Here is a 21249-nt window from a genome sequence, read left to right as displayed (position 1 = left end):
CGGTCACGTTGGGCCGGAATACACACCAGAGCACGCCATCGGCAGAATTCTCGTAGTTTCAGATTGACGCTGGACGCCCTTCTATCACAAGGGACGAACCTCGTGGACGAGAACAGTGCTTCAAGACACATTCGCTATGTACAGGCCGGCTTCAAAGTGCTCCGCGGCTTCCGGCCTTTACTTTCGGAGGCCAGCAGACTTTCACAGGCCAGCATCAGCTTGTCGGCATATGAAAACGCCGCGCCACGAACAGCCGCCTCGTTGAAGAATCCAATCCATGCCAACAAGAGTAAGAACGCAACGGCGAGTGAGGTCGATTCCCCTGCCGAAAAGAGATTTTCGGCGTTTTTAGCAGTATGCATGTGAACCACAAGCTCGGAGGCGCCATGGCGCAGTAGAACCCAGGCGCCCACAGCGACGCATACGGTAACTCCCAGACGGCGCATGGCAAAACTGTTTCGCCGAAAACCATACGAAATGTTGTCGTTCATCAGCAACCGATACGTTTTCTCATCCCGCGTTGCTTGTCGCAGCCAATTGCTTGCAGAAGCGTAAATCGCGTCTGCGGCAGCGGGGTCGTTCTTTTCCTCGTCGGCTGAAGGAAACACCTTCCCAATTTTCCTGGACAAAAAGTGGTGATAGCGCTCCTTCGATACAATATCGACGGCGTTATTGGTGTGGCGCAGCAGTTGCGTGCTGGGCGCACCACCCCACTTGTCCCAGAGGTGCTTCTCGCGTTCTTTGCCTCGATTCCGAGCGAAATCAGCCAAAAGAACCAAGCCGCCGCACGCCACCAGAGATGTGGCGACCGTACCCAGAATGCCCAGCACCTGTCCGTATAGTGAAATTACTGTAACTACGAGGGGCGCCAAGACGAGCAGAGCCGGATAAAGCCGCGCGGTGCGCTCATAGCGGTCGCCGAACTTCAAAATCGCGTCGACGACCGTAGCGGGGAATTCTCTGACGTCACTCATTCTTCCACCTCGTCGTAAAACGGCAAGTAGGTCAACGCAGAATATCCCTCACGGCGAGGCATGCCAGGCGAGAAGTGCCAGATACTCTTGCCCTTCGTCTGGCCCACCTTGAATCCTCGGCGCTTGAACGCGTTGGTGACAACTTTCTTCGGATGGCGAGGAGCCTTCTCGGACGCCGAGACAAAAGCAGTGCGCCAAGCTTGTTCGGGTCGCTGAGCGAGTCGCGGCCCAAACAGAATGTCAAGGGTCTCGGTCGAGACGTTATGACGGCCGCCGTGGTGCGGAATCTGCGCGAACGTTACCTGCTTCGGCAAATCGATACCTCGCTTAGCCGCATACTCCCCAGCGGCCCGCAGCGAATCTATACCTGCATCACCGGTCAACAGATATCCGTTCGTGCCCACCGTCGCGAAAAGGATAGCGCTGCTTTCGTTCTCAGCTGACGTTTCGACCGTGTCCGGCAAATACTCCTTATCCCAGACATCAGCAACCGAACCCATCGCCTTTTTGAAGAAGTCGGCCGCGGCACCAAGGAGGGTCGCTTCGGTTTTAACGAGCTCCGGCGCCTTTTCGAACTCTGGAATCAGTTCGTGAACATACCGCGCCATATCCGGCGATAGCACCGTAAAGATGCCAATCTGGCAGCCAGCGAAAGGCTCATAAACCGGAATCTGCTTCTTTTCTGCGCATACCTCGAGAGCGTACGCTGCTGCCATCTTCTCCTGTAGGCGGCGCGCCAAACTCTCATCCGTGATACGTTGATCACGGAAATAGCGGCGAATATGCTCGCTGTAGTTCCACGGTTGGTGAATCCAAAGTTCACCGACCGTCAGGTTCTCCAAAACGTACAGCAGTCCACCTGCGTGGTCGTTGTCAGGATGAGAGTTCACGACATAGTCGACATGGGTCGTCCCGAAATGTCGTTTCACATGCTCGACAAGCGGGCGGCCGTAGTTTTTTGTACCGCCGTCGTAGAGCATGACTTTATGTTTGCCGCCTTCCGTCCAACGCACAGCAATCGCGTCACCACTGTGTTCCCCCTCACCAACAGGCAAGAAGTCGATTTCAATTCCAGTAACCATTATTTCCTCTTCTATTTAGTTATCGAATATAAGAAATACTAAACAATCTTCCAATTAGCAGTCCTGATCATAAATTCAGACGAAACTAATTTTCGTGCGCCACGCTCAACGCGTTCTCTGCACCTGGCCCGCTGATACATTCCTTTCACCATCCGACGAGAGACCGCCTTAAAGTCGTCCCCAAAAAACCTGGTCATGACTTTGGCAATCCATAGATGGTCCGCGACTACTGCGTTGACGCCCCGCGGTAGGTGCAAACTCGCAAACCAGACCTTGCGGTGGGTCTCGTTAGCCAGTACAGTTACTATACGTACACTTTTTTCATCCGTCAACTAACTATACGGACAATGTCGAACCAAAGAAAACTTCCGCGCCAGGCCCGGATCGCGCCCCACCAGCCCGATAGGAAGCAGGAGCCGGAGCGCGACTTCCTCGCGGCGCACGCAACCGAGAACCCGCGCGAAAGCACGCGTGGCGGCGCGGCCAGCGCAGTCCGATGGGGCCAAGAACGTCGACTGCACTTCATCGACTTCCGACTCCAGTGGGAGCGACGGATCAATCGACGCGACTTAACCGAATTTTTTAAAATCTCCGTACCGCAAGCCTCAGCCGACATATCGCGCTACATCGATATGGCCCCAACTAACCTTGAATACGATGCGAGCTCGCGCACTTATGTCGCCACGACTGAGTTCTCCCCAGCCTTCTCCATAACCGGTGCGAGGCAATACCTTTCGCAATTGTTAGCCCTCGAGCGAAAGATTCTGGCTGACGAACAAACATTTATGTCCCTGCGCCCTCCTGTTGCATCGGTACCTTTACCGTCGCGGACCATCGAAGCTAACACGTTATCGCTAATGCTCCGCGCCATCGCCGAACGATGCATGCTAGAAATCCGTTACCAGTCGATTGCGCGCGACGAGGAACAATTGCGCTATATCAGCCCTCACTCGTTCGCATACGATGGCACACGATGGCATGTTCGCGCGTACTGTCATCTGCGTAGCGGTTTTAGAGACTTTGTATTTGGGCGGATTTTGTCGGCTGGGCATTCCAAACCGTCATCCATCGACCCAGTGGACGACATCGAGTGGAACACCAACGTCGATCTGGTGCTCAAGCCAAACTCCGCGCTAACTCAGGCGCAGCGCAAAGGTGTCGAGGTCGACTACGGCATGACGGACGGCACAACAAAAATTATCTGTCGCCAGGCCATGCTGTTTTACACACTACGCTCGCTCAACTTTGAGCCAAATGGTGTACCGCGAGACGGTGAACGACAGTTGGTCATTGCCAACCTCGATGAAATCAAGGCGCTCTTACCTACCCCTGGACAAGCGTAGTTTTTCGAAGGACAAAACTGCGTAATGTAAACTCAGGGTTTGTGAATACTGAGCAATACCACCGCACGCGAGCTTGATACCGCTGGCGACAGCCCCTAAGGCCGCAACCTCGACGATAGCAGCCGTCGCACGCGGCGGTGCGCTCATATGCCCCTTCCGGGTCGACACTGCATCGCTCCCATCGAGATGCAGTGTCTTCATACAGAATCAACGAACATCAATTGATCGTCGTTGACCACATCTGGGTTGCATAAGAACCCGCACACTCAAGAAACTCTCTTCACGTTCGATACGTGCCCTCTCAAACCATGTCGGTAATCGAACGAAGCTCGCGCACATGATTCCAGCACACAGGGTGACCATGAGCAATCGAATTTCGAACACGCCGCAAAGTATTTAGAGCCCTCAAAACTGGCGCGCTCAATTTAGCGGAGGTCGATCTCTGAAGCGCGTATTCTAGTTCGCCAAGGTCAGCGAAAGCCCATGCGTCATTCCATCCGCCTGCATTTTCACCGCACCTCAGGGAAATGATCGATGAATATCTAACAAATTCGTCTCCCCTTCCCGCGACCCATTCATTTAATTTTTCTTCTGCATCCTTCGGCACATAGGATATTTCCATATTCCTAAGATACTGTTGGCGAATCTTAAGCTCCAAACCAGTGCATAGTGCAACAATCTCACCGGCAAGCGACGCACAGCTAAGACTTCGCCTAAGTAGCCACGGATCTGTCAATGCCTTTTGTGGAGCGATTGACCTCGCGACCCAACCGGGAAGTATCCAGCCAGCAACCTCACGGGGACGCCATAGCATACCCTGTAACTCTAAGTCTCTGGCTACTAAGGAATCCCTGTCGCCGCGCCCTCTGCCATTAATGCTCGAGAAATTATCGATTAGATTCGCCACAGAACTCTGGTGCTGTGAATGCAAATTGCGCGATGCCGCGGCCAAAGCCCGTTCAAGCGTTGCTTCGTTCCTGTTTAAATCACGAAGATCGACGAAGGTTCGCTCCATGACCTCAAATATTCCCGGTGAGCCACCCGACTCCCAAACAAGTCGCTGAACTACATACTCGTTCCAGAAATGCTGCTCGTCGCGATCGTCGGCAGTCGACAACAATCGCTCGGCCAATCCGCCCGATGTAAAACTAACGATACGTTCCGCACCTTGCGCGACCGCCTCGGTGCACACAATGACGAAGCAGACGGGCGTCGAGCCACCTGCTTTCGAAAAAAGATCGATCCAATTCTCTGCTTCACTGATATCCTCGGTACTATCCGTTTCAACAAAGTAAATGCTTGCACCGAGGTCGACATGATGAATCCGAACTCTTTCCCGAAAACTGTGCGACCCTTTCTCCTCCTTCCACCCTATACGTTCCCCGATAAATTCCTTGAGGGAAAGTGATTCTTCGGAGAGGCTTATTTTGACGCAGGTTATTGGTTGCCCTTGAGAATATCGCAGTACTTCTTCTTCTATCGAAGTGAAAACAGACTTAACGTCTGCCTTCCCTCGAACCGCAATCACAATCATACCGCCGCGGCTGTTCCACGGAGTCTCACTTGCCCAACGATGCAAGTCCCCTTCTCCGGGAAAGGCCCAAGTTAATGACCTCCCCAGAATGATCGATTTTGCCCGGATCGTCATAGATCGTCGGCGATTGCAAAAATTGGATCTGGCGAGTTCGCGCGATAGACAAGGAAACCACCCTCGCTTTTGATCAAGCCGATTTTTATCAGCAGTTCAACGACAGCTGAATCGCTCGGACGCGGTGGCGAGAAATCAGGACGTTTCCCGTCCATTGCGAGCACCCAGTATTCCTCGTTGAATTCATCATCCAAGGAAATTCTTCCCAGTTCCCTCGCCATCTCACAAAGCATTTTTAATACTTCAATCTCTCGCTTCTCCAATCTCACGTCCATAGGACCCGAGACGAGAAGATGTGCAGATTGAGAAATCTCTGAAACTATCTTCTCCTCTATCGCGGAAAATTGCACATTCGATACATCAGCCTCCTCCCTAAGACTATCGATCATTACTCTGTCGACGATCTGCAGAAGGACCGGAATACAACCGGTCATCGATATTATTCTCTCTATCCCGTCTGATGCGGAAAAATTGTAAGAGCGCACACGTTCGAACCACCACCTAACGCCAAAAGCGGACACCCTAGAGAGAGATTGCCAACAAATTGTTCCGCTCTGATCCCATCTGTTCAACATCACTCGGCGGGCGACATCGATGCCTCCCGTAACGAGGACAACCTGCTCACGACGCCCAACAACAGACTCGACAAATGCCGCACTTGCGTTTAGAACAGCCTTTACGGTCCCATATTTCACCGCACTGCTTCCATCATGTGTATCACTTGGAGAGATACCAATTCGATCCGCAACTCCAACGCGTGGGTCGTTCAATGCAGACACCCAGCTTCCAGTAACAACGATGAGCGGCGGACTCCCTGCCGTGCTACTGGCGCTCTTTATCGCGTCGATTTGCGCGTCACTGAGTACACCACGAATGGGCTGAATCGCATATCCATGGACTCCCCGTAGCGTGTGGATCGCCCTCTTAATTTGTCCCGGAAGGTCGCCAGCGAGCAGGATAGGCAGACTATGGGAGACCTGCAATCTGTATAAGACACTTCCCCGTGTCTCGCTACGACGGACAAGCTTGCGATCTTGGAAATCGTTGAGTTGACGCTCAATCTCACCAGTCATTGATGGATCGCGTTGCTCTAACCAACCAAGATCGGCATCGATAGCCTTGATCTGCGTCAGCACAGCGTCCTCTGCATCCGGCAACTCAAACCCGGGCGCCAATTTCGAAAACGCCAACAGCATTGCAGCAAATACAATTTGCCCAACAGGATTGCCCTGGAAATTATTGAACATCACCGTTCGAACTTCGTCAGCGATGCTTGGGTCGTTAAATGCTGTGACCACGTGTGCGTTTGCCAAACGCAAGACCTCTTTCCGGAGATTTGGCGAACTATCGCGCAGGTTCTTCAACAACGTGTCGCCCAGCTTGTTGATGATCGCGGGCTGATTACCGCAACGGCGTGCGATGAAGTCTGCCTGCGCGTGCGCATCAATCCCGAGCCGGGCCAGTGGAGTGACGATCAACTTGCTTGCTTCCTCTTGCGCGAGAGGTGGCAGTATGAGCACCTCGCCTGCATTTGCCCAAGCGCCATCACGCGTGTTTGTTACGCGGTATCCAGATAGAACTACACGAACTCGCGGCAATTCAGCTGCATCAACGTGCTGCGTCACTTCCTTCATCAACCGAAAGCTGAGACACTTCTCACGCTCTCGATCATATTGTCTAAGCTGCTCTTCGACGAATGCGTCGGCCTCGTCGAGCAGCAGGAGGATATTAACTTTTGTATTATTTTGGATAATATACTCGATCAAACCGATTAATCGATCTGCTACGCTTTTTCGACCATTAAAATTCAACGGACCAACGTTAAATCTGACCGAAAGTTCCTTCGTAATTCTGTCGCAAATGTAGCTATCACTGTCACCACCAGCGATTGAAACAAATAACACTGATAACCTATTTCCCGAAGGGAGCACTCCACCGTCGTACTTATCCGCAACACTTTTCAAGAAGGCCGATTTTCCAAGCTTTCGCCCGGAAAAGACTCGCGTATACCGACTCGACAACGCGAGCGCCTCCGCGTCACCGGCGCGCCCCACATACATTTCTCTTCGAATGTGTTGGCCGTCTTGGCTAGAATATGGACTTGATTTCGCGTTACTTAGAGAAAACTGTTCCACTACGATTTCGAGCAGCGGTCGAATATCCGCAGGCGGAGCGTCTTGCTCGCCAAACATTCGCATAACATCAAAGTCATCCACAATGATGCCAACAAAAGCATTTTGCCTTCGCTGGAATTCGTCCATTATTTGATTCCGCATCGCCGTAGAGATTCCAGGAGCCAGAACAAGCGCTATCACGCTCGACGAGCTCGCTTGCGTTTCCCCGTGAACCTCAGAATTTATCCAACGAGCAAGAACAGCAGCATTCGTCGAGGTAACAGCAGTGGCCTTGGGTGCGGATAGTATTACAATTGACGTGAAGCTGTGGAATTGTGGAACGAATGATGGATTCGTCCCTTGCTCCTCTAGCATAAGGAGCACGCTACGGCAATCAATCACAATTCGCTTCTGCTTGATCTCCCGATCGAACGGAGCGTCTTTTCTGCTGCGCCTGAGTGGCTTGGCAAGCGGTGACATATCTCCAGACGCGAAATCAAAGAACATGCGACGTAGTTGTCTTCTCGACTCCTCAGCATCCGCGTCACTCAACCATGCATCCAAGAATTTCGCTGGCGCTTCATCAACTTGATCGATCAATGCGCGCAGTTGCTCCCTGACACGGACATTCGCACCTTCTCCACGCTCACGCCACGGCGTCCACCGCGACGAGTGTGTCGAATACTGTTGTCTTAAAGAGGACGGAATGCCGTCCAGAGCAAGCGGAAGCTCCCAATACCGGCGCTCCGCAATGGCCCCGTCGATGTATTCGAGCAACTCCGGATTTCTCTGAGCAACCTTTGCGCGAATTGCATCGGCGCAAAGACGAGTTTGTCGCTCAGAAATTTCGCGCAGGTGTTCGACCCAAGCCGTCAACATCAAAGCTTCCGAGAATGTCGCATCTTCTGCTTGATCTAGCATGGCACGAGCCTCGCCAATACGCGAGCTCATCTTGTTCGCAATCGGAGCGCCAACCGACTCACACTGAAACCAAGCCTCATTCAGTCGTCTGAACGCGTCGTCGGCGCGATCTACACCCTCTGCTCTCAGCTGTCGCTGCAAACGGCTGCGTTCGGCTGAATTCAAAGATTGCTCTGCGAGATACATGCTCATTACATCCAGACGACGCACGGCGAAGATATGCTCCTTGATCGTCTGTGCGACGTCGCTCCCATCCGTCGTCTCAAAGGGCGGCGTTAGCAACACCGCAGAGGCTTCAACTGGTGAACCAACTTTGCGAGCGTCAAACTCGAAGTCTTGGATACTAACCGGCTCATCGAGGCCAAGATGTAGCGCGAGTGCTGGCCATCGCATGAGATCGGTTTCTCGGAGAAGCATTGGATCTACACGCTGAGTGCGCGGAGAGAGGCTAAAGAGCAAATCTCTACATAGAGCTTCAATTGGATCGGAAAATTCAAAACTAGCTAGCTTTTTGATTTCATCTAATGATGGGAAATCAAAACGAGAAAGAGCTTCCGAACTACCGTCGCTTGCATGTAGATCCTCTAGAAACTGCCTCAACGCCGCAAGCTTCTGCTGGACTTGTTGAACGGCACGGTCCATTCGAGTGCGATCCTCGAATTTTGCACCGGCGTCGTCAAAACTCTGTAGCGCGGATTGACGCAGTTGTTGCTCGGCCAACGCGATAGGACCGGGGCGCAAGGCATCACTCGGCGTCTTGATAATCGCTCTAATCGACGATTCGACACCAGACCGGAGAAATGCGCGCCAAGCCTCTCGGCAGTGCTCCGCTCGCAAACGACGGGCTACAGTCCCCAACGATTCGAGAGAGTCCTTCAATTCGGCGACGAATTGTGCGGCTGAGTTGTGAGTGCGTCCTGAAGCCCGCGACGCTGCACTGATCTGACGCCGTGCAAGGGCGCGCGTTCCAGAACCCTCAACCGCGTCGTTAACTAGTGCAGAGATTATCCGCGTAATTAGGGGGTGCGAAAACTGTGCTGCATGCAGCACAGTCGGAATATTTTCCCTATATGCCCAAATGTCGTTGGCCGGCAACAATGCCTCAACCGTCAGCGCTAGCTTGCGAGTCGATCGGTGAAATTGAACGACGTCTCCGTTGAGCATCGCCAGCCGACTAACTTGACATTCTTGAACCGGATCCCCGCTTAGTATGTCCGCGACGTCGGAGATGAGCTGCGACGGAATCGTCGGAGTCTCGCTCAGCATCTCAACCGCAAGTTGAGAGATATACGCTGTAGCTAGCGACTTCGAAGAAAGCACTCGTTCCGAGAACTCGTTGAGTGCGCGAGCATGTGCTCTACGATTCACCCAAGGCGCAAGTTCTACAACGCCATCGGCGTTGATCCAATGGTCCGTCCGGAAGTCTGAATACCCAACACAATCGCTCGAGAGTTCAATTTCGCGAACTGAATTTCCGGAATTTTCGTGCCCGGATGGCACCGAAACCTTCAACTGCGCATCATCGATGCCATTTTCAGTTGACTGACCGCTCTTTAAGTCAGCATCGAGCGACGCCGTGATATCGACCGCGGCTGCGTCCGCCTTCTGCTGCTCGAACTCTGACGTGAGACTCTCGTTGCAAGCAGTGGACGATTCGCCTTCCATTTCCGAACCGTCGAGCGCAACGATCTCAGCGCTTTCGGTTGTAGTCTCGTCACCGCTATCGTCCGCGCCGACTCTGTCCATCGGTACACCGTCGCCAATGTTTTCAACATTGGCGATTTGTTCCTTTTCATCCGGAGCACCAATGGTCACATGGCCCGTAACTACTGCCAAGGCCGGCAGAGTGCCGAAAGCAGTCGCGATAGTCGCCTGAAGGTCAGACACCTCGGCTAAATTTTGGCTCAATCCGGACGTCTGCCGATCTTCTATGAACGCGACTATTCTCCGGAGGATGCGAACTAACTCATAGTCGACTTTCTCAACCTCTTGAGTCGCCAACTGATTACCCAAAATGGACGCCATTTGGGTAATTTCACGAACCGCTTCAACCGTACCCGCACTATCGCCAACGGGTCGAAGGTAAGAGGCTCTTTGAAGCAGCAGCAGATCATCGCGCCGCAAGCGCTCTGCAGTTGCCGACCTTAACTCAAATATGGACGACGAGGCCGATAGCCCCTCAAGGGAACGGAGAGAATCGACCTCCGTGAATAGACCCTTCCAAACTTCGATTGCCTCCGAAGGGTCACTTACAACCCCCTTTGCCAATTGTCCCGATAGATCATTTAATCGCTTTGATAATCCGATGGAGGCGTTCCACAGGGGATCCATGGTTAAATCTGGCGACTCGTCCTCAGGCTCTTGTTGCGATATGTCCTTTCCCGCATTTGTGTCGGGCGCATCCGTTATAGAAAGGTCGCTTGCGCGTTTGGCAACCCCATTGGCAACGGCACCCATATTTGGCAAATAAGCAATGGCATCGAAAAAAAACGAGAGGCCCGGATCACAGAAACTCGCGGCGGCAAAATATTGCCCTACGCGAGTGACACCGTACCGCGCAGCCAAATTCTCTGCGAGTTCCCGTAACGCTGCCGCCGTCTTGAATTTCGCGTCGATTTCGGTGAATTTCTTGACATTGCCGTTCTTATCGCTGGCTTGCCCCACACGTGACAGCGCATCGCGCAGCATTTCCGGATGGTTAGACGTAAAGTGATGGTGCAGCGAGAACTCGAGAAGTTCTTCTGGCAGAAGGTGGAGTGGAATTTTCTTTATATCTTGCGCCAGAACGGGCACAGGCTTCGGCAGATTTTTGATCGCACGTCGACTATTGCTAGTATTTCGCGCAATGCATTCCTCCAGCAATTTCCTTCGGGCTCTATCGCTGACGAATCTCTGAAATGCTTTCGATGCGGTTGCTTCCGTGATCACTGCGCGCAGAGGTCCGTCACCAAAGACACTCTGAAGGTCAGTTATTGATTTTTTTGTGACAGCGGTTTCCATCTGTGAGACCCCGTTCTAGTCGGGCGTCGAGAACTCCCTTCCCCCAACATGTACACACCATAGTCTTTCTTCATTCGCAGCGAGCGTACCCGATAAGCGGCAACTCTCTACGAGATTGATAATCCTTTGCGACGAGGGCCTGGCATCGCCGCAGCAACTCGGATTCCTCTCAGGAAAAGAGGCATCCATCCCATATCTTACATTAGCCTCGACTCGAAACAAGCGTGGTCACCTCTATGCCCACGCGTTGCAGACCAGACCATGTCCGGCGCTTCCTTTTTATGCGATTGGCATATTCACTTTTCGAACAGACCTTTGGTCAGCCGTGGGCGGAATGTTCTAGGTTGTAGCGGGAACATTACGGCTCTGTTTTCACCTTCGCGATTGCAAGGCCACGGAGAAACACATGCGACACCACTTGGACCGCGATCGCTTGACACAGCACCTCGTGTTTTAAGTCTGGAGTCGCTTCCGGTCAACTTTCGGCGCTGTCGGGGACAGGCAAACATGAGAAGTCCCGCCGACGGGCAAAGGTGACGCGGGGTGCGCCGGCAGCTCCAGCGGGGAGCTGAAAGGGCAAGCGCGCGTGGGCCGATATCGCTTGGGTGTCCGGTCTGCAGCGTATTGCGGTCGATTCGCGAGGATCTGGTCAACGGCAGAAGTGGGTGGCGGATTCAACCGGTCGTCTGAGAATCACTGATACCCGCGTCGTCCGGGACCGGCGAGCAATGTAGTCTCGCGACTTTTGACATTACAGATCGGCTGTCAACCTATTTAGCTCCCGGAGGGACTTTTGCTCTTTGGCTTCGCACAGAGAGCGGACCTTGGCCCCTGACACTCACGTCCGCCACCTGACCGGTCTAAGCCGATGGCCGGTGATCGGGCGCCGAGGTGTGACCGCACACTCTTTAACAGCCATTCGCAAACCGGCGTCGACGAACGGCAGCTCTCACCGCAGTCAAATGCGTCTTCATGACCCTTCTCAGCCGCTCTATGCACGAACGCGCAATGGCTCTTGTTGAAATCAAGCGGTCAGAAGGCTCGCATCACGGCGAATCGACGTTGCCTGCTACGAACGCGATGCGAACACACTGATCAGGTCGCGAGGACGCAGCGACTCCTTTCATCACGACGCCAAGGAAAACGAACGGTCGCTCACTCGCCACGAAGCGTCTGCGGGTTCATCAGCGACGGCACCACTGCTGTGTATGAAGTGAATTGGCGCGGCAGCAGTTGCCGACAGATGCGCAGGCATCAATGCTCGCGCTGGAGAATGCCGGACTATCCGATCGATCCAGCCTCGCCTAAGCGCGTTTCCACCCGTGCATTCGTGTGCTGCATGGCGGCGCGTGGATCGGTGACCACGCTCACGCCGTTCCACGTGCGGTGTCGCGAGCTCATGGATGGGAGCCGCAACGCTCGCCCCAGCATCACATCACGGTGCCAGCAGACGAAACGCGCCGCGCTCCTGCCCATCCAGTTGTGCGAGCAGCCCAAGTTCCCACTCGAGATAGGCGCGCGATACAGCCTTGTTTCCCGCATGCCGGTCATGGACGAAGAACAGAAAGTCGATCCGCTCGGCGGGTGTCAACCCTTCCGGCGCACGGCGTACTTCCCCACCGCGCGCCTCCCACGCGGCGAACCCACCGTCCAGCACGGTGAATGCGTTCCGCTCCGCGGGTGGCAGATCCGACACCGCCCATGCGGCCAGACGCGGATCGTCGGCAATGAATGTGACCGGTGGACCGGATCGGCTGAGCGCATCGGCAAGCCGCGGACGGATCGTCCAGATGCTACCGGGCACATGACCGTTCAGCCATGCTGCGCTCGGGCGCAGATCCACGACCGATGCGGCTGCGTCGGCGAGCCGGCGGGAGAGCTCGTCGGTCGAGATGACCGGCAACGCGACCGGATCGGGCACACGCGGGTCGGACAGTGCGAGTCCGCTGCGCAGGCCTCCTTCGAGCACCCAGGCCTCGTGCCCGAGCTGTCTAAGCCAGCTCGCGGTGACGGGCGCGCGCACGCCATCGTCGTCGAACAGCAAGACGATCGCGTGACGCACGCCGAGATACTGGTCCGTTGCCTGTTGCAGTTGTCCGCCGGGCGCGTGCTGCGCGCCCGGCAGCGTGCCGGCGGCGAACTCCTCTGCTGTGCGGACGTCGCACAGGTACACGGTGCGCTCGCCTGCGTCGACCCATCTGCGAACCGCTCCAGCGTCGGCCCATTCCACGCCCGCGCGCAGCGCGAGCGCGCGCGCCGCCGCGATCCGCTCCGGCGTAACGCGAACCTCGTCGTGGTAGCGGCGTTGCTGATCGCGCTCCAGTGGCAGATCGGCAAGGAACCAGCCTTGCGTGCCGTTTTCGAGCGCATACACCGGATTGCGGATGCCGAGGTTCAGCAGCGTCTGCGCGCCGATGATGCTGCGCGTGCGGCCCGCGCAATTGATGACGACCGGGGTCTGCGCGTCCTGCACGAGGCCGTCGAACCGCAGCGCGAGTTCGCCGTTCGGGCAGCACGTCGCGCCAGGAATGCTCATCGCGGCGAATTCGCTGACCGGACGTCCATCGAGCACCACCGGAGGCGTCGCCGAGCGTTGCCATTGAAGCAGCGTCGCGGCGGACACATGCGGTGTATGCGCGAGCGTCTCGACGAGCTCGCCGAACGCCTTCGACGGCACGTTGACGCCCTTGAACAAGGCGAATCCGGCTTCCTGCCAGCCGCGCGCGCCACCTTCGAGCCGTTGAACAGCGGTATAGCCGAGCGTTGCGAGCCGGGCAGCCGCCGCGCGGGCCGGGCCACGTTCACTGTCGTCTTCGTCGAAGAGCACGATGCGCACACTGCGGTTCGGCGCGAGCCGCCCCACGTCGCGCTCAAGCGCGCTGTACGGTAGCGGCACCGCGTAGAACGGGTGGCCCTCGCCATACTGTCCGTGCTCGCGAACGTCGAAGAGTGCAATTTCGCCGCCATCATGCAGCCAGCGTTTCAGGGTGGCTGCCGGGATCGTCTGGGTCATGCCTGGTATCCATCGTGCACGGACAACTGCCCGCGCCGGGGTTTATCTGCGTCTGCGGACATATCGTGCGGGATCTCGACTCAATCCTTCGACGGGATCGGCCAGAGCGCTTTCTGCACGCCGTTGAATTGCGGATCGTATTCGACGTCGACCTTCACTTTTTTGTGGATCGCATGTCCGTCGTACAGAATGTCCGCGATCTTCTGCTCCTGGCCAATCAGTCCCGCGTCGAACTTCACGAAGCTGCCACTGCGCACCTGGTACTCGAACGCCGCACGGTCGTCGGAAATCTTGAGCGTGTCCTTCAGGATCGCGATCACGTCGGCGCGATGCGCGTCGTGCCACGCCCAGTAGCCCGACATCCGCGAAAAGAAGTCCTGCAGCGCGGCAACCTTTGCCGGGTCTTTCAGATCGGCGGACGTCGTGGTCCAGACGTTGAGCGCCGGAATCTGCGTATCGCGATCCGTCAGCAGGATATGGCCCGCGCCCGACTTGAAGGTGGGCAGGATCGGCCCGAGCGCGCCTGCGTATACGTCCACCTCTCCGGCATTGAAACCGGCTGCGGAGGTGGCGCCATCAGCGAACTTGACCGGTTCGATGTCCTTTTCCGTGGCACCGGCCCTCACCAGCGTCGCGAGATATTGCGAGTGGTTGTAGCCGCCGTAGTTGTAACCGACCTTGTGCCCTTTGATCTGCGCGACGCTATCGATCTTCGCGCTCGTGCGCACGGCAGTCACCACCGGCGGATAGTCCTTCGAGTAGAAGTTGCGCCAGGCCGCGACGATGTGCAGCGGCGCAGCATCCTTCGTCCATTCGGTGCGCGCGTTGGACTGCTCGATGGTGAGCGAGGTATCGCCCATGTGACCGAGATCAATCCGGTTCGCGTACAACGCCGACAGGTTCGCGGCCGGCCCCGTCAGCAGCACCCATTCGATCTGGTACGGTGCGCTGTTCACCACGCCGGATTTGCGGATCAAGGCTGGAAACGCCGGATCCTGATACGCGATCACGAGTTTCGTGTTCTTCAGGTCGGGCGGGTTCTGCGCGCTGGCAACCCCAGCGAGCGCGAGCGTGGCGGCAGTGAGCAGGACCGCGATGCCCGCATGGAATGTGTTCTTCAGCGACATACGTACCTTGTTCGAAGAATAAAAAAAACGTCAGGAAAGGCTCTGCGAAAACTGGCTGAGCAAATCGCGCTTGAGCGCATTGAATTCGGGTGAAGTGACGTCGCGCTGCCGCGCGAGGTCGACACGCGTCTCGTGACAAATACGGCCTCTCGCGAGGATCACGATGCGGTCCGCGAGCAGAAGTGCCTCGTCAAGGTCGTGCGTGACGATTACGAGACCAAACCGGTACTTCGCCCACAGCTTCAGCACGAGGCTCTGCATGCTGCGCCGCGTGAACGCATCGAGCGCGCTGAACGGCTCGTCCAGTAGCATCAGCTCCGGGCTGCGATAGAGCGCCCGTGCCACTGCCACGCGCTGCGCCTGGCCGCCGGACAGGTTGACGGGCCAGCTTTCCAGCTTGTCCTCCAGCCCGACATCCTGCAACGCGGTGCGAGCACGCGTTCGCGCGTCGGGCAGCCCGGCATCGTCCAGCAGCACGTTCTTCCACACGCGCAGTGCCTGGATGAGGCGCGGCTCCTGAAATACGACTGAAGTATTGCGCGTGACCTCGGTCACGCCACCCGACGTGGATTCCAGTCCCGCCAGCAATCGCAGCAGCGTGGTCTTGCCGGTCCCCGACGGTCCCACGAGCGCGACACACTCTCCCTTGCGCACTGAGAAGTCGACGTTGTCGAGCACGGTGTGTTCGCCATAGCGCTTTCTGACGCCCGTCAGTTTCGCGGCAACAGGCGCCGTGTCGATGGCCGGCGCCGCGATGAGTTCAGACATGCTTCCCCCTCCAGGCGAGCGCCTTGCGTTCCACGTAGCGCAGCAGCGCGTCCACGCCGATCCCGAGCACCGCGTACACGAGAATGCCCGCGATGATGATGTCGGTGCGCTGAAACTGATTCGCGTTGTTGAGGATGTAGCCGATACCCGCGCTCGCATTGATCTGCTCCGCCGCGACGAGCGCCAGCAGCGCGATCGCCGCCGCATAGCGCACACCGACGAGGATGCCGGGCAGCGCCATCGGCAGGATGATCAGACGGATCTGGTGGCGACGCGACAGCCGGAACGTGCGGCCGAGTTCGAGCAGCTTCGGGTCGATGCCGCGAATCGCGTGATAGGTGCTCAGATACATCGGCGACAGCGCCGCGCCGACGATCAGCGCGACCTTCGACACTTCGCCGATGCCGAACCACACGACGAAGATCGGCACGAGCGCGATGAACGGGATCGTGCGCAGCATTTGCAGCACGCTGTCGAAGCCGCGCTCGGCTGATTTGCTAAGGCCCGCTGCCACCCCGAGCAGCAGTCCTGCGCCACCGCCGATCAGCAGACCCAGCGCCGCGCGAGCGAGCGAGATCTTCAGCGCATCCTGCAGGTCGCCGGACTGCCAGAGTTCGCGGTACGCGGCCAGCACGGATGCGGGTGAAGGCAGCACGAACTCGCTGGTCACGCCGAGCGACGATGCCGCCTGCCACAGCACGATCAGGAGAGCCGGCACGATGGCTCGCCAGGCGGGTTCCCGCAGGCCCGACAGTCGGGCGAAGGGTCGGGCAGGCGCGGTTGAAGGCGCCGCGGTCAGGGTCGATTCTCGGGAAGACATAGGTGTCCTCATTCAGGTAAAACCGTATCGCGCCCGCCCCTGAAACCGGGCAGCGCATCACACATGGGGGCGCTCAGGTCTCGGCGTTGACCGATTCCGCGGCTAGCGCCTCTTGCGCATAGCGGCTCGATGGCCGCGGCAGGCCGTAGTGCTTGCGCAGCGTGGCGCCTTCGTAGTCTCGCCGGAATATGCCCTTGCGCTGGAGCAATGGCACGACGTGATTGACGAAGTCCGCGAGGCCCGACGGGAACACGTCGGCATTGAGGTTGAAACCGTCTGCCGCACGAGCATCGAACCAGCGCGCGATGTCGTTAGCGATGGTCTCGGGCGTGCCGACCACCATCCGGTGCGCGCCGGGATTGCGGTCGAGCAGATCGCGAACGGTCAGGTTCTCGCTCTGGGCCAGCAACACCGTGGCGCGGATGAAGCCGCGCGAAACGTCGGTGCTGTTGCCCTCGTCGATACGTGTGTAAGGCAGCGGCGCGTCGAGTTGTAGATCCGCGGCGTCGAGCCCGAGCGCGCGCGCGAACTTGTTGAGTTCCAAACTGCGGTCGAGCAGCGCGTCCATCTCCGCTTTGCGCGCGCGCGCCTCGGCCAGCGTGCCGCCTATCACCGGATAGAGGCCCGGCAGCACCAGTAGCTGATCCGGCTCGCGACCATGGGCGGCCGCACGGGCCTTGATGTCGCGATAGAACGCCTGCGCGCCGTCGAGCGTGGTCTGCGCGGTGAACACCGCGTCGGCGTGGCGCGCGGCCAGTGCAACGCCCGCTTCGGAACCGCCTGCCTGCACCAGCACGGGTCGCCCCTGCGGGCTGCGCGGCAGGTTCAGCGGCCCATCCACCTGGAAGTGCGCGCCTCGATGCGCGATGGCGTGAACGCGTGTGGGGTCCGCATAGCGGCCGCTCGCCCGGTCGGCGATCAACGCGTCGTCTTCCCAACTGTCCCACAGCTTAACCACCACCTCGACGAATTCCTCCGCGCGTGCATAGCGCGCGTCCTTGTCGAGCGGCTGGGCGATGCTGAAATTCGCCGCCGCGTCCGGGTCGTAAGTCGTCACCGCGTTCCATGCGACGCGCCCGGCACTCAGGTGATCCACCGATGCGAACCGGCGCGCAAGATTGAACGGATCGTTGAAGGTAGTCGACGCAGTGCCGATCAGACCAACGTGCCGCGTCACGCCCGCGAGCGCAGTCAGCAGCACAGTCGGTTCGAGCGATTGTGCCGGCCCGTGCGCGTGACCGCGCAGCGCCAGCGCGTCGGACAGGAACACGGCATCCAGCTTGCCTCTCTCCGCGATCCGGGCGATCTCCGTGAAGAACCCGAGGTCGATGATCGACTTCGGATTGTCGAGCGTTCGCCACCCCGCAGGGTGTCGGCCCGTTCCTGTGACATTGGTATTCAGATGCAATCTGCGTGGCGCAGTCATGATCGCGTTCCTGTGCAATCGAGCCCGGGTGTGTCGCTCATACCGTGCCGCGCAGGGCCGTGAGCCGCGCCTCGCTGCGCGCTTGGGTCGGTGTGCCGAAGTCGATCACATCGATCGACGCAATCCGGTCGCGTTCGACCTGCTCGACGAGCTGCAACTCCCATGCGAGATAGCCACGCATCTGCTTCGCGGACTCGTCGGGTGCATAGTGATAGGGGCTGTACCAGGCATCGTCGTCGCCGGTCAGATTCCCTGCGTCGCCGGTGGCTTGCGCAAGACCGAGCGCGAGCCAGCGCTGCGTTCCGCCCAGCAGCGCCGCGACCCCTTCACGACGGCCGCGCAATTGGGCAGCGAGCAGACCCGCGAGGACGCCGTCGCCCGATGTGATGACGAGCTGGCGTGACGGATCGTCGATCCGCTCGAGCACGGCTTCGAGTGCGCTCGCCGCCACGAAGCGCGCACCCGAAATATGCGCGCGACGAAACGCGAGACTGCTGTCCACGTCGACGACCTGCGCGGTGCCCGCCTCCAGCGCCTGTGCGAGGTGGTCTGCCTCGATCCATCGTGCGCGCTCCGGCGTGCGGAAAATCACCGGCGCCTCGGGCCCGCTTTCGAAATCGACCGTGGTGTCGTCTCCGGTCAGCACGAACACGTGCAGATAGCCGAGTTGCACGAGCCAGGATGCCGTCATGCGCGCCCGTACGCCGTCGTCGTCGGAGAGCACCACGCGCGAATGCAGCGTGCCCACGTACTCGTCGGTCGCCTGCACGAGTTGTCCGCCGGGCGCCGACCTCCAGCCCGCGCGGTGACCCGCTTCGTATTCCAGCGGGCTGCGCACGTCGAAACGATAGAGCGTCTGCGTCGCCGCCTCGCGCTCGAAGCCAGCGAGCGTCGTGTGGTCGATCTCGATCACGCCGGCCCGCTTCGCAGCGCGTTGCGCGAGGGCTCGCGCATCGGCGAGCGTCGCGTCGTCCGGGCGCGGCGCGGTTCGAATCTGGCCGCGTTCGAGTTCGAGCCCTTCCAGCAGCCAGGACATCGATCCGCCCGTCAATGCCGCCACCGGATTGGGGATGCCAGCATTCACGAGCGACTGCGCGCCAAGGATGCTGCGCGTACGGCCTGCGCAGTTCACCACGATCAGCGTGTCGGGCGACGGCGCGGCGGCCAGCGCGCGGTACACGAGTTCGGCCCCCGCGCATTCGATGCCGCCAGGAATGTTCATGGTCTGATATTCGGGGAACGGACGGCTGTCGAGCACTACCAGATCCTCGCCCGAATCCAGCAGACGCCTGAGCGTAAACGCATCGATATTGGGCGTCGCGAGCCGGTGTTCGATCGCTTCGCCGAACGCCTTACCGGGCACATTGGTGCCGCTGAACACTTCGAAGCCGGAGGCTTCCCAGCCGCTTACGCCGCCTTCGAGAATCGAAACGTCCGTGTAGCCGAAGCGGGCAAGCTGCGCTGCGGCGCGCGCGGTGTACTCGCCGGCTTCATCGACGAGCACGATGGGCGTATCGCGGCGCGGCACGAGTTGCCCGACGAGGAGACCGAGCCGTCCTACCGGCGCAATCGACGAATAAAACAGGCGGCGACGCGCGGACACGCCTTCTTCGCGCACATCGAGAATGGCGAGTTCGCGCTTTGCGGCAAGCGCGTCGCGCAACGCAGACGGCGCGATCAGCGGAAAAGTCGTTTGAGTCATGGTGAGCAGAACAGGATCTGGCGAGATGGAGTTGATGGAGCCAATCGAACCGATCGAACCGATCGTTCAGAAGAACGCAGCCGTTGGCAGCGGCACGCCGTTGATCGCGTGATTGCCGATCGCTCTCGCCTTATACAGCCCCGGGTTGTGCGACGCGATCGTGCGGATGTTGCGCCAATGACGGTCCAACTGCGCGGCCTGCTTTGCCGCCGACGCACCTCCCACGTCGAAGAGCCGCGTGGCCGCCTGGAGCGCGAGCTGATCCACCACCACCTTCGCCTTCGCGCTGCGCAGCGCGGCTTCCACGAAAAGTGCGTCGTTGGGCTGGCCGGCGAGCGCGCTGTCGAATGCGTCGCCGAGCACGGCCGCCGCGTTCAGCACCGCCGCTTCCGCCACGAACGCCGCGCTTTGCAGCTCGCCAACGGCTTCCTGCAACAGTGGATCGTCGGCGGGACGCGATGCGACCGCGTGGTAATAGTTGCGTTCGCGCTGCTGGACGAGACGAACCGCGTCTTTTGCAATCCGTCGCAGGATGCCCGCGATGATCGTCGTCAGGTAGAGCTGGGCGAAGGTCGCCTGTTGCGGGAGCTTCACGTCGTCTGCAAGCACGAGGACATCCTCGGCCGCGACGTGCACGTCGTTGAATACTGTCGTGCCGCTTGCTGTCTGGCGCTGGCCGATGCCGTCCCAGTCGTCGCGCACGTCGACACCAGGCTGGCGCACCGACACCCGCGCGCCGACGAAGCGACCATCCGGCGTCTTCGCATTGACGATGATGTGATCGAAGTACAGGTTGCCGGTGCTGTAGTACTTGGTGCCGCTTAGTCTGAACGCGTCGCCGTCCGGTTGCAGCCGCGTGTTGCCGTCGCCGTCGCCAATGTTCTGCGTGCCCAGCTCGCTAGCGCCGAGGCCGAACAGTTCGTGGCGCCGCACGTGCTGGAGCCAGCGCTGGTACTGCGGCAGATGCCGCGCACGCAGCGCCTTTTCGACGAACGCGAAGTGGTTGCGCAGGATGTGCGGAATGTTGGAGTCGGCCTCCGCGAGATCCAGCACCAGCTCGTAGAGCTGCGGCAGCGTGGCTCCCGCGCCCCCTTCGGCCTTCGGCACACGGAACACGCCCAGTCGCGCGGCACGCGCCAGTGCGATCGCGTCGGAGGTATCCGCTTCGTCGCGGTCACGCGCCTGCGCGCCGGCCGCGAGCGCCGCGACGAGTTCGCGCACGGCGAGCGAACCGGGTTCTGCCGTGCCGGTGGTCAGGTCATCGGCCAGTGTCGAATCGATCGTTCCCATCTGTACTGCTCCCTTGAAATC

12 protein-coding genes are annotated in these 21249 nt (G+C 58.6%); 1 reads left to right on the top strand and 11 read right to left on the bottom strand.

Annotated features, from left to right (window positions below):
- Positions 1-134: 134 nt before the first annotated feature.
- On the bottom strand, positions 135-974 hold the full coding sequence (locus C7401_RS27695; RefSeq protein WP_181565709.1) for a hypothetical protein: 840 nt from the start codon (positions 972-974) through the stop codon (positions 135-137).
- Positions 971-2056, bottom strand: coding sequence for a ComEC/Rec2 family competence protein (locus tag C7401_RS27690; protein ID WP_112174619.1), 1086 nt, complete (start codon positions 2054-2056; stop codon positions 971-973). Before C7401_RS27690 ends, C7401_RS27695 begins: the two co-directional genes overlap by 4 nt.
- Before the next feature lie 347 nt (positions 2057-2403).
- Here C7401_RS27690 and C7401_RS27685 point away from each other — a divergent pair, with 347 nt between their 5' ends.
- Positions 2404-3399 carry a helix-turn-helix transcriptional regulator gene (locus C7401_RS27685; RefSeq protein ID WP_112174618.1) on the top strand — a complete coding sequence of 332 codons (996 nt, stop codon included), beginning with the start codon at positions 2404-2406 and terminating at the stop codon, positions 3397-3399.
- 301 nt (positions 3400-3700) lie between these two features.
- Here the strand turns inward: C7401_RS27685 and C7401_RS44530 are convergent, their stop codons facing one another.
- The 9 genes from C7401_RS44530 to C7401_RS27640 all read right to left on the bottom strand — a co-directional run bounded on the left by C7401_RS44530 (position 3701) and on the right by C7401_RS27640 (position 21228).
- Complete coding sequence (locus C7401_RS44530; protein ID WP_146758010.1) at positions 3701-4978, bottom strand: hypothetical protein; 1278 nt, start codon at positions 4976-4978, stop codon at positions 3701-3703.
- A 65-nt stretch (positions 4979-5043) separates the two neighbouring features.
- Positions 5044-11082, bottom strand: coding sequence for a hypothetical protein (locus C7401_RS27680; protein ID WP_146758009.1), 6039 nt, complete (start codon positions 11080-11082; stop codon positions 5044-5046).
- A gap of 1435 nt (positions 11083-12517) precedes the next feature.
- Positions 12518-14095, bottom strand: a complete 1578-nt coding sequence (locus C7401_RS27670; RefSeq protein WP_112174615.1) for a rhodanese-like domain-containing protein — start codon at positions 14093-14095, stop codon at positions 12518-12520.
- Between the two features lie 80 nt (positions 14096-14175).
- Positions 14176-15222 carry an ABC transporter substrate-binding protein gene (locus C7401_RS27665; RefSeq protein WP_112174614.1) on the bottom strand — a complete coding sequence of 349 codons (1047 nt, stop codon included), beginning with the start codon at positions 15220-15222 and terminating at the stop codon, positions 14176-14178.
- A gap of 30 nt (positions 15223-15252) precedes the next feature.
- Positions 15253-15990, bottom strand: a complete 738-nt coding sequence (locus C7401_RS27660) for an ABC transporter ATP-binding protein (protein WP_112174613.1) — start codon at positions 15988-15990, stop codon at positions 15253-15255.
- Positions 15983-16708, bottom strand: a complete 726-nt coding sequence (locus C7401_RS27655; protein ID WP_258397270.1) for an ABC transporter permease — start codon at positions 16706-16708, stop codon at positions 15983-15985. Before C7401_RS27655 ends, C7401_RS27660 begins: the two co-directional genes overlap by 8 nt.
- Before the next feature lie 175 nt (positions 16709-16883).
- On the bottom strand, positions 16884-18236 hold the full coding sequence (locus tag C7401_RS27650) for an LLM class flavin-dependent oxidoreductase (RefSeq protein WP_112174611.1): 1353 nt from the start codon (positions 18234-18236) through the stop codon (positions 16884-16886).
- A 37-nt stretch (positions 18237-18273) separates the two neighbouring features.
- Entirely contained in the window at positions 18274-19938 is a 1665-nt protein-coding gene (locus C7401_RS27645) for a rhodanese-like domain-containing protein (RefSeq protein ID WP_112174610.1), read from the bottom strand.
- Positions 19939-20004: 66 nt separating this feature from the next.
- The gene (locus C7401_RS27640; RefSeq protein ID WP_112174609.1) at positions 20005-21228 is read right to left on the bottom strand and encodes an acyl-CoA dehydrogenase family protein; all 1224 of its coding nucleotides are present in this window, start codon (positions 21226-21228) and stop codon (positions 20005-20007) included.
- Positions 21229-21249: the final 21 nt, after the last annotated feature.

Origin of the sequence: Paraburkholderia unamae (assembly GCF_003268775.1) — a bacterium.
Classification (GTDB): Bacteria; Pseudomonadota; Gammaproteobacteria; order Burkholderiales; family Burkholderiaceae; genus Paraburkholderia; species Paraburkholderia unamae.
Note: the sequence above shows the minus strand (reverse complement) of the source record. Positions and strands in the feature narration are given on the sequence as shown.

What these genes read in the sequence shown, in the direction of transcription:
- C7401_RS27695 (WP_181565709.1), bottom strand. Translation starts at nt 974, where the DNA reads ATGAGTGACGTCAGAGAATTCCCCGCTACGGTCGTCGACGCGATTTTG.
- C7401_RS27670 (WP_112174615.1), bottom strand. Translation starts at nt 14,095, where the DNA reads ATGACCCAGACGATCCCGGCAGCCACCCTGAAACGCTGGCTGCATGAT.
- C7401_RS27685 (WP_112174618.1), top strand. Translation starts at nt 2,404, where the DNA reads ATGTCGAACCAAAGAAAACTTCCGCGCCAGGCCCGGATCGCGCCCCAC.
- C7401_RS27660 (WP_112174613.1), bottom strand. Translation starts at nt 15,990, where the DNA reads ATGTCTGAACTCATCGCGGCGCCGGCCATCGACACGGCGCCTGTTGCC.
- C7401_RS27690 (WP_112174619.1), bottom strand. Translation starts at nt 2,056, where the DNA reads ATGGTTACTGGAATTGAAATCGACTTCTTGCCTGTTGGTGAGGGGGAA.
- C7401_RS27665 (WP_112174614.1), bottom strand. Translation starts at nt 15,222, where the DNA reads ATGTCGCTGAAGAACACATTCCATGCGGGCATCGCGGTCCTGCTCACT.
- C7401_RS27680 (WP_146758009.1), bottom strand. Translation starts at nt 11,082, where the DNA reads ATGGAAACCGCTGTCACAAAAAAATCAATAACTGACCTTCAGAGTGTC.
- C7401_RS27640 (WP_112174609.1), bottom strand. Translation starts at nt 21,228, where the DNA reads ATGGGAACGATCGATTCGACACTGGCCGATGACCTGACCACCGGCACG.
- C7401_RS27650 (WP_112174611.1), bottom strand. Translation starts at nt 18,236, where the DNA reads ATGACTGCGCCACGCAGATTGCATCTGAATACCAATGTCACAGGAACG.
- C7401_RS27645 (WP_112174610.1), bottom strand. Translation starts at nt 19,938, where the DNA reads ATGACTCAAACGACTTTTCCGCTGATCGCGCCGTCTGCGTTGCGCGAC.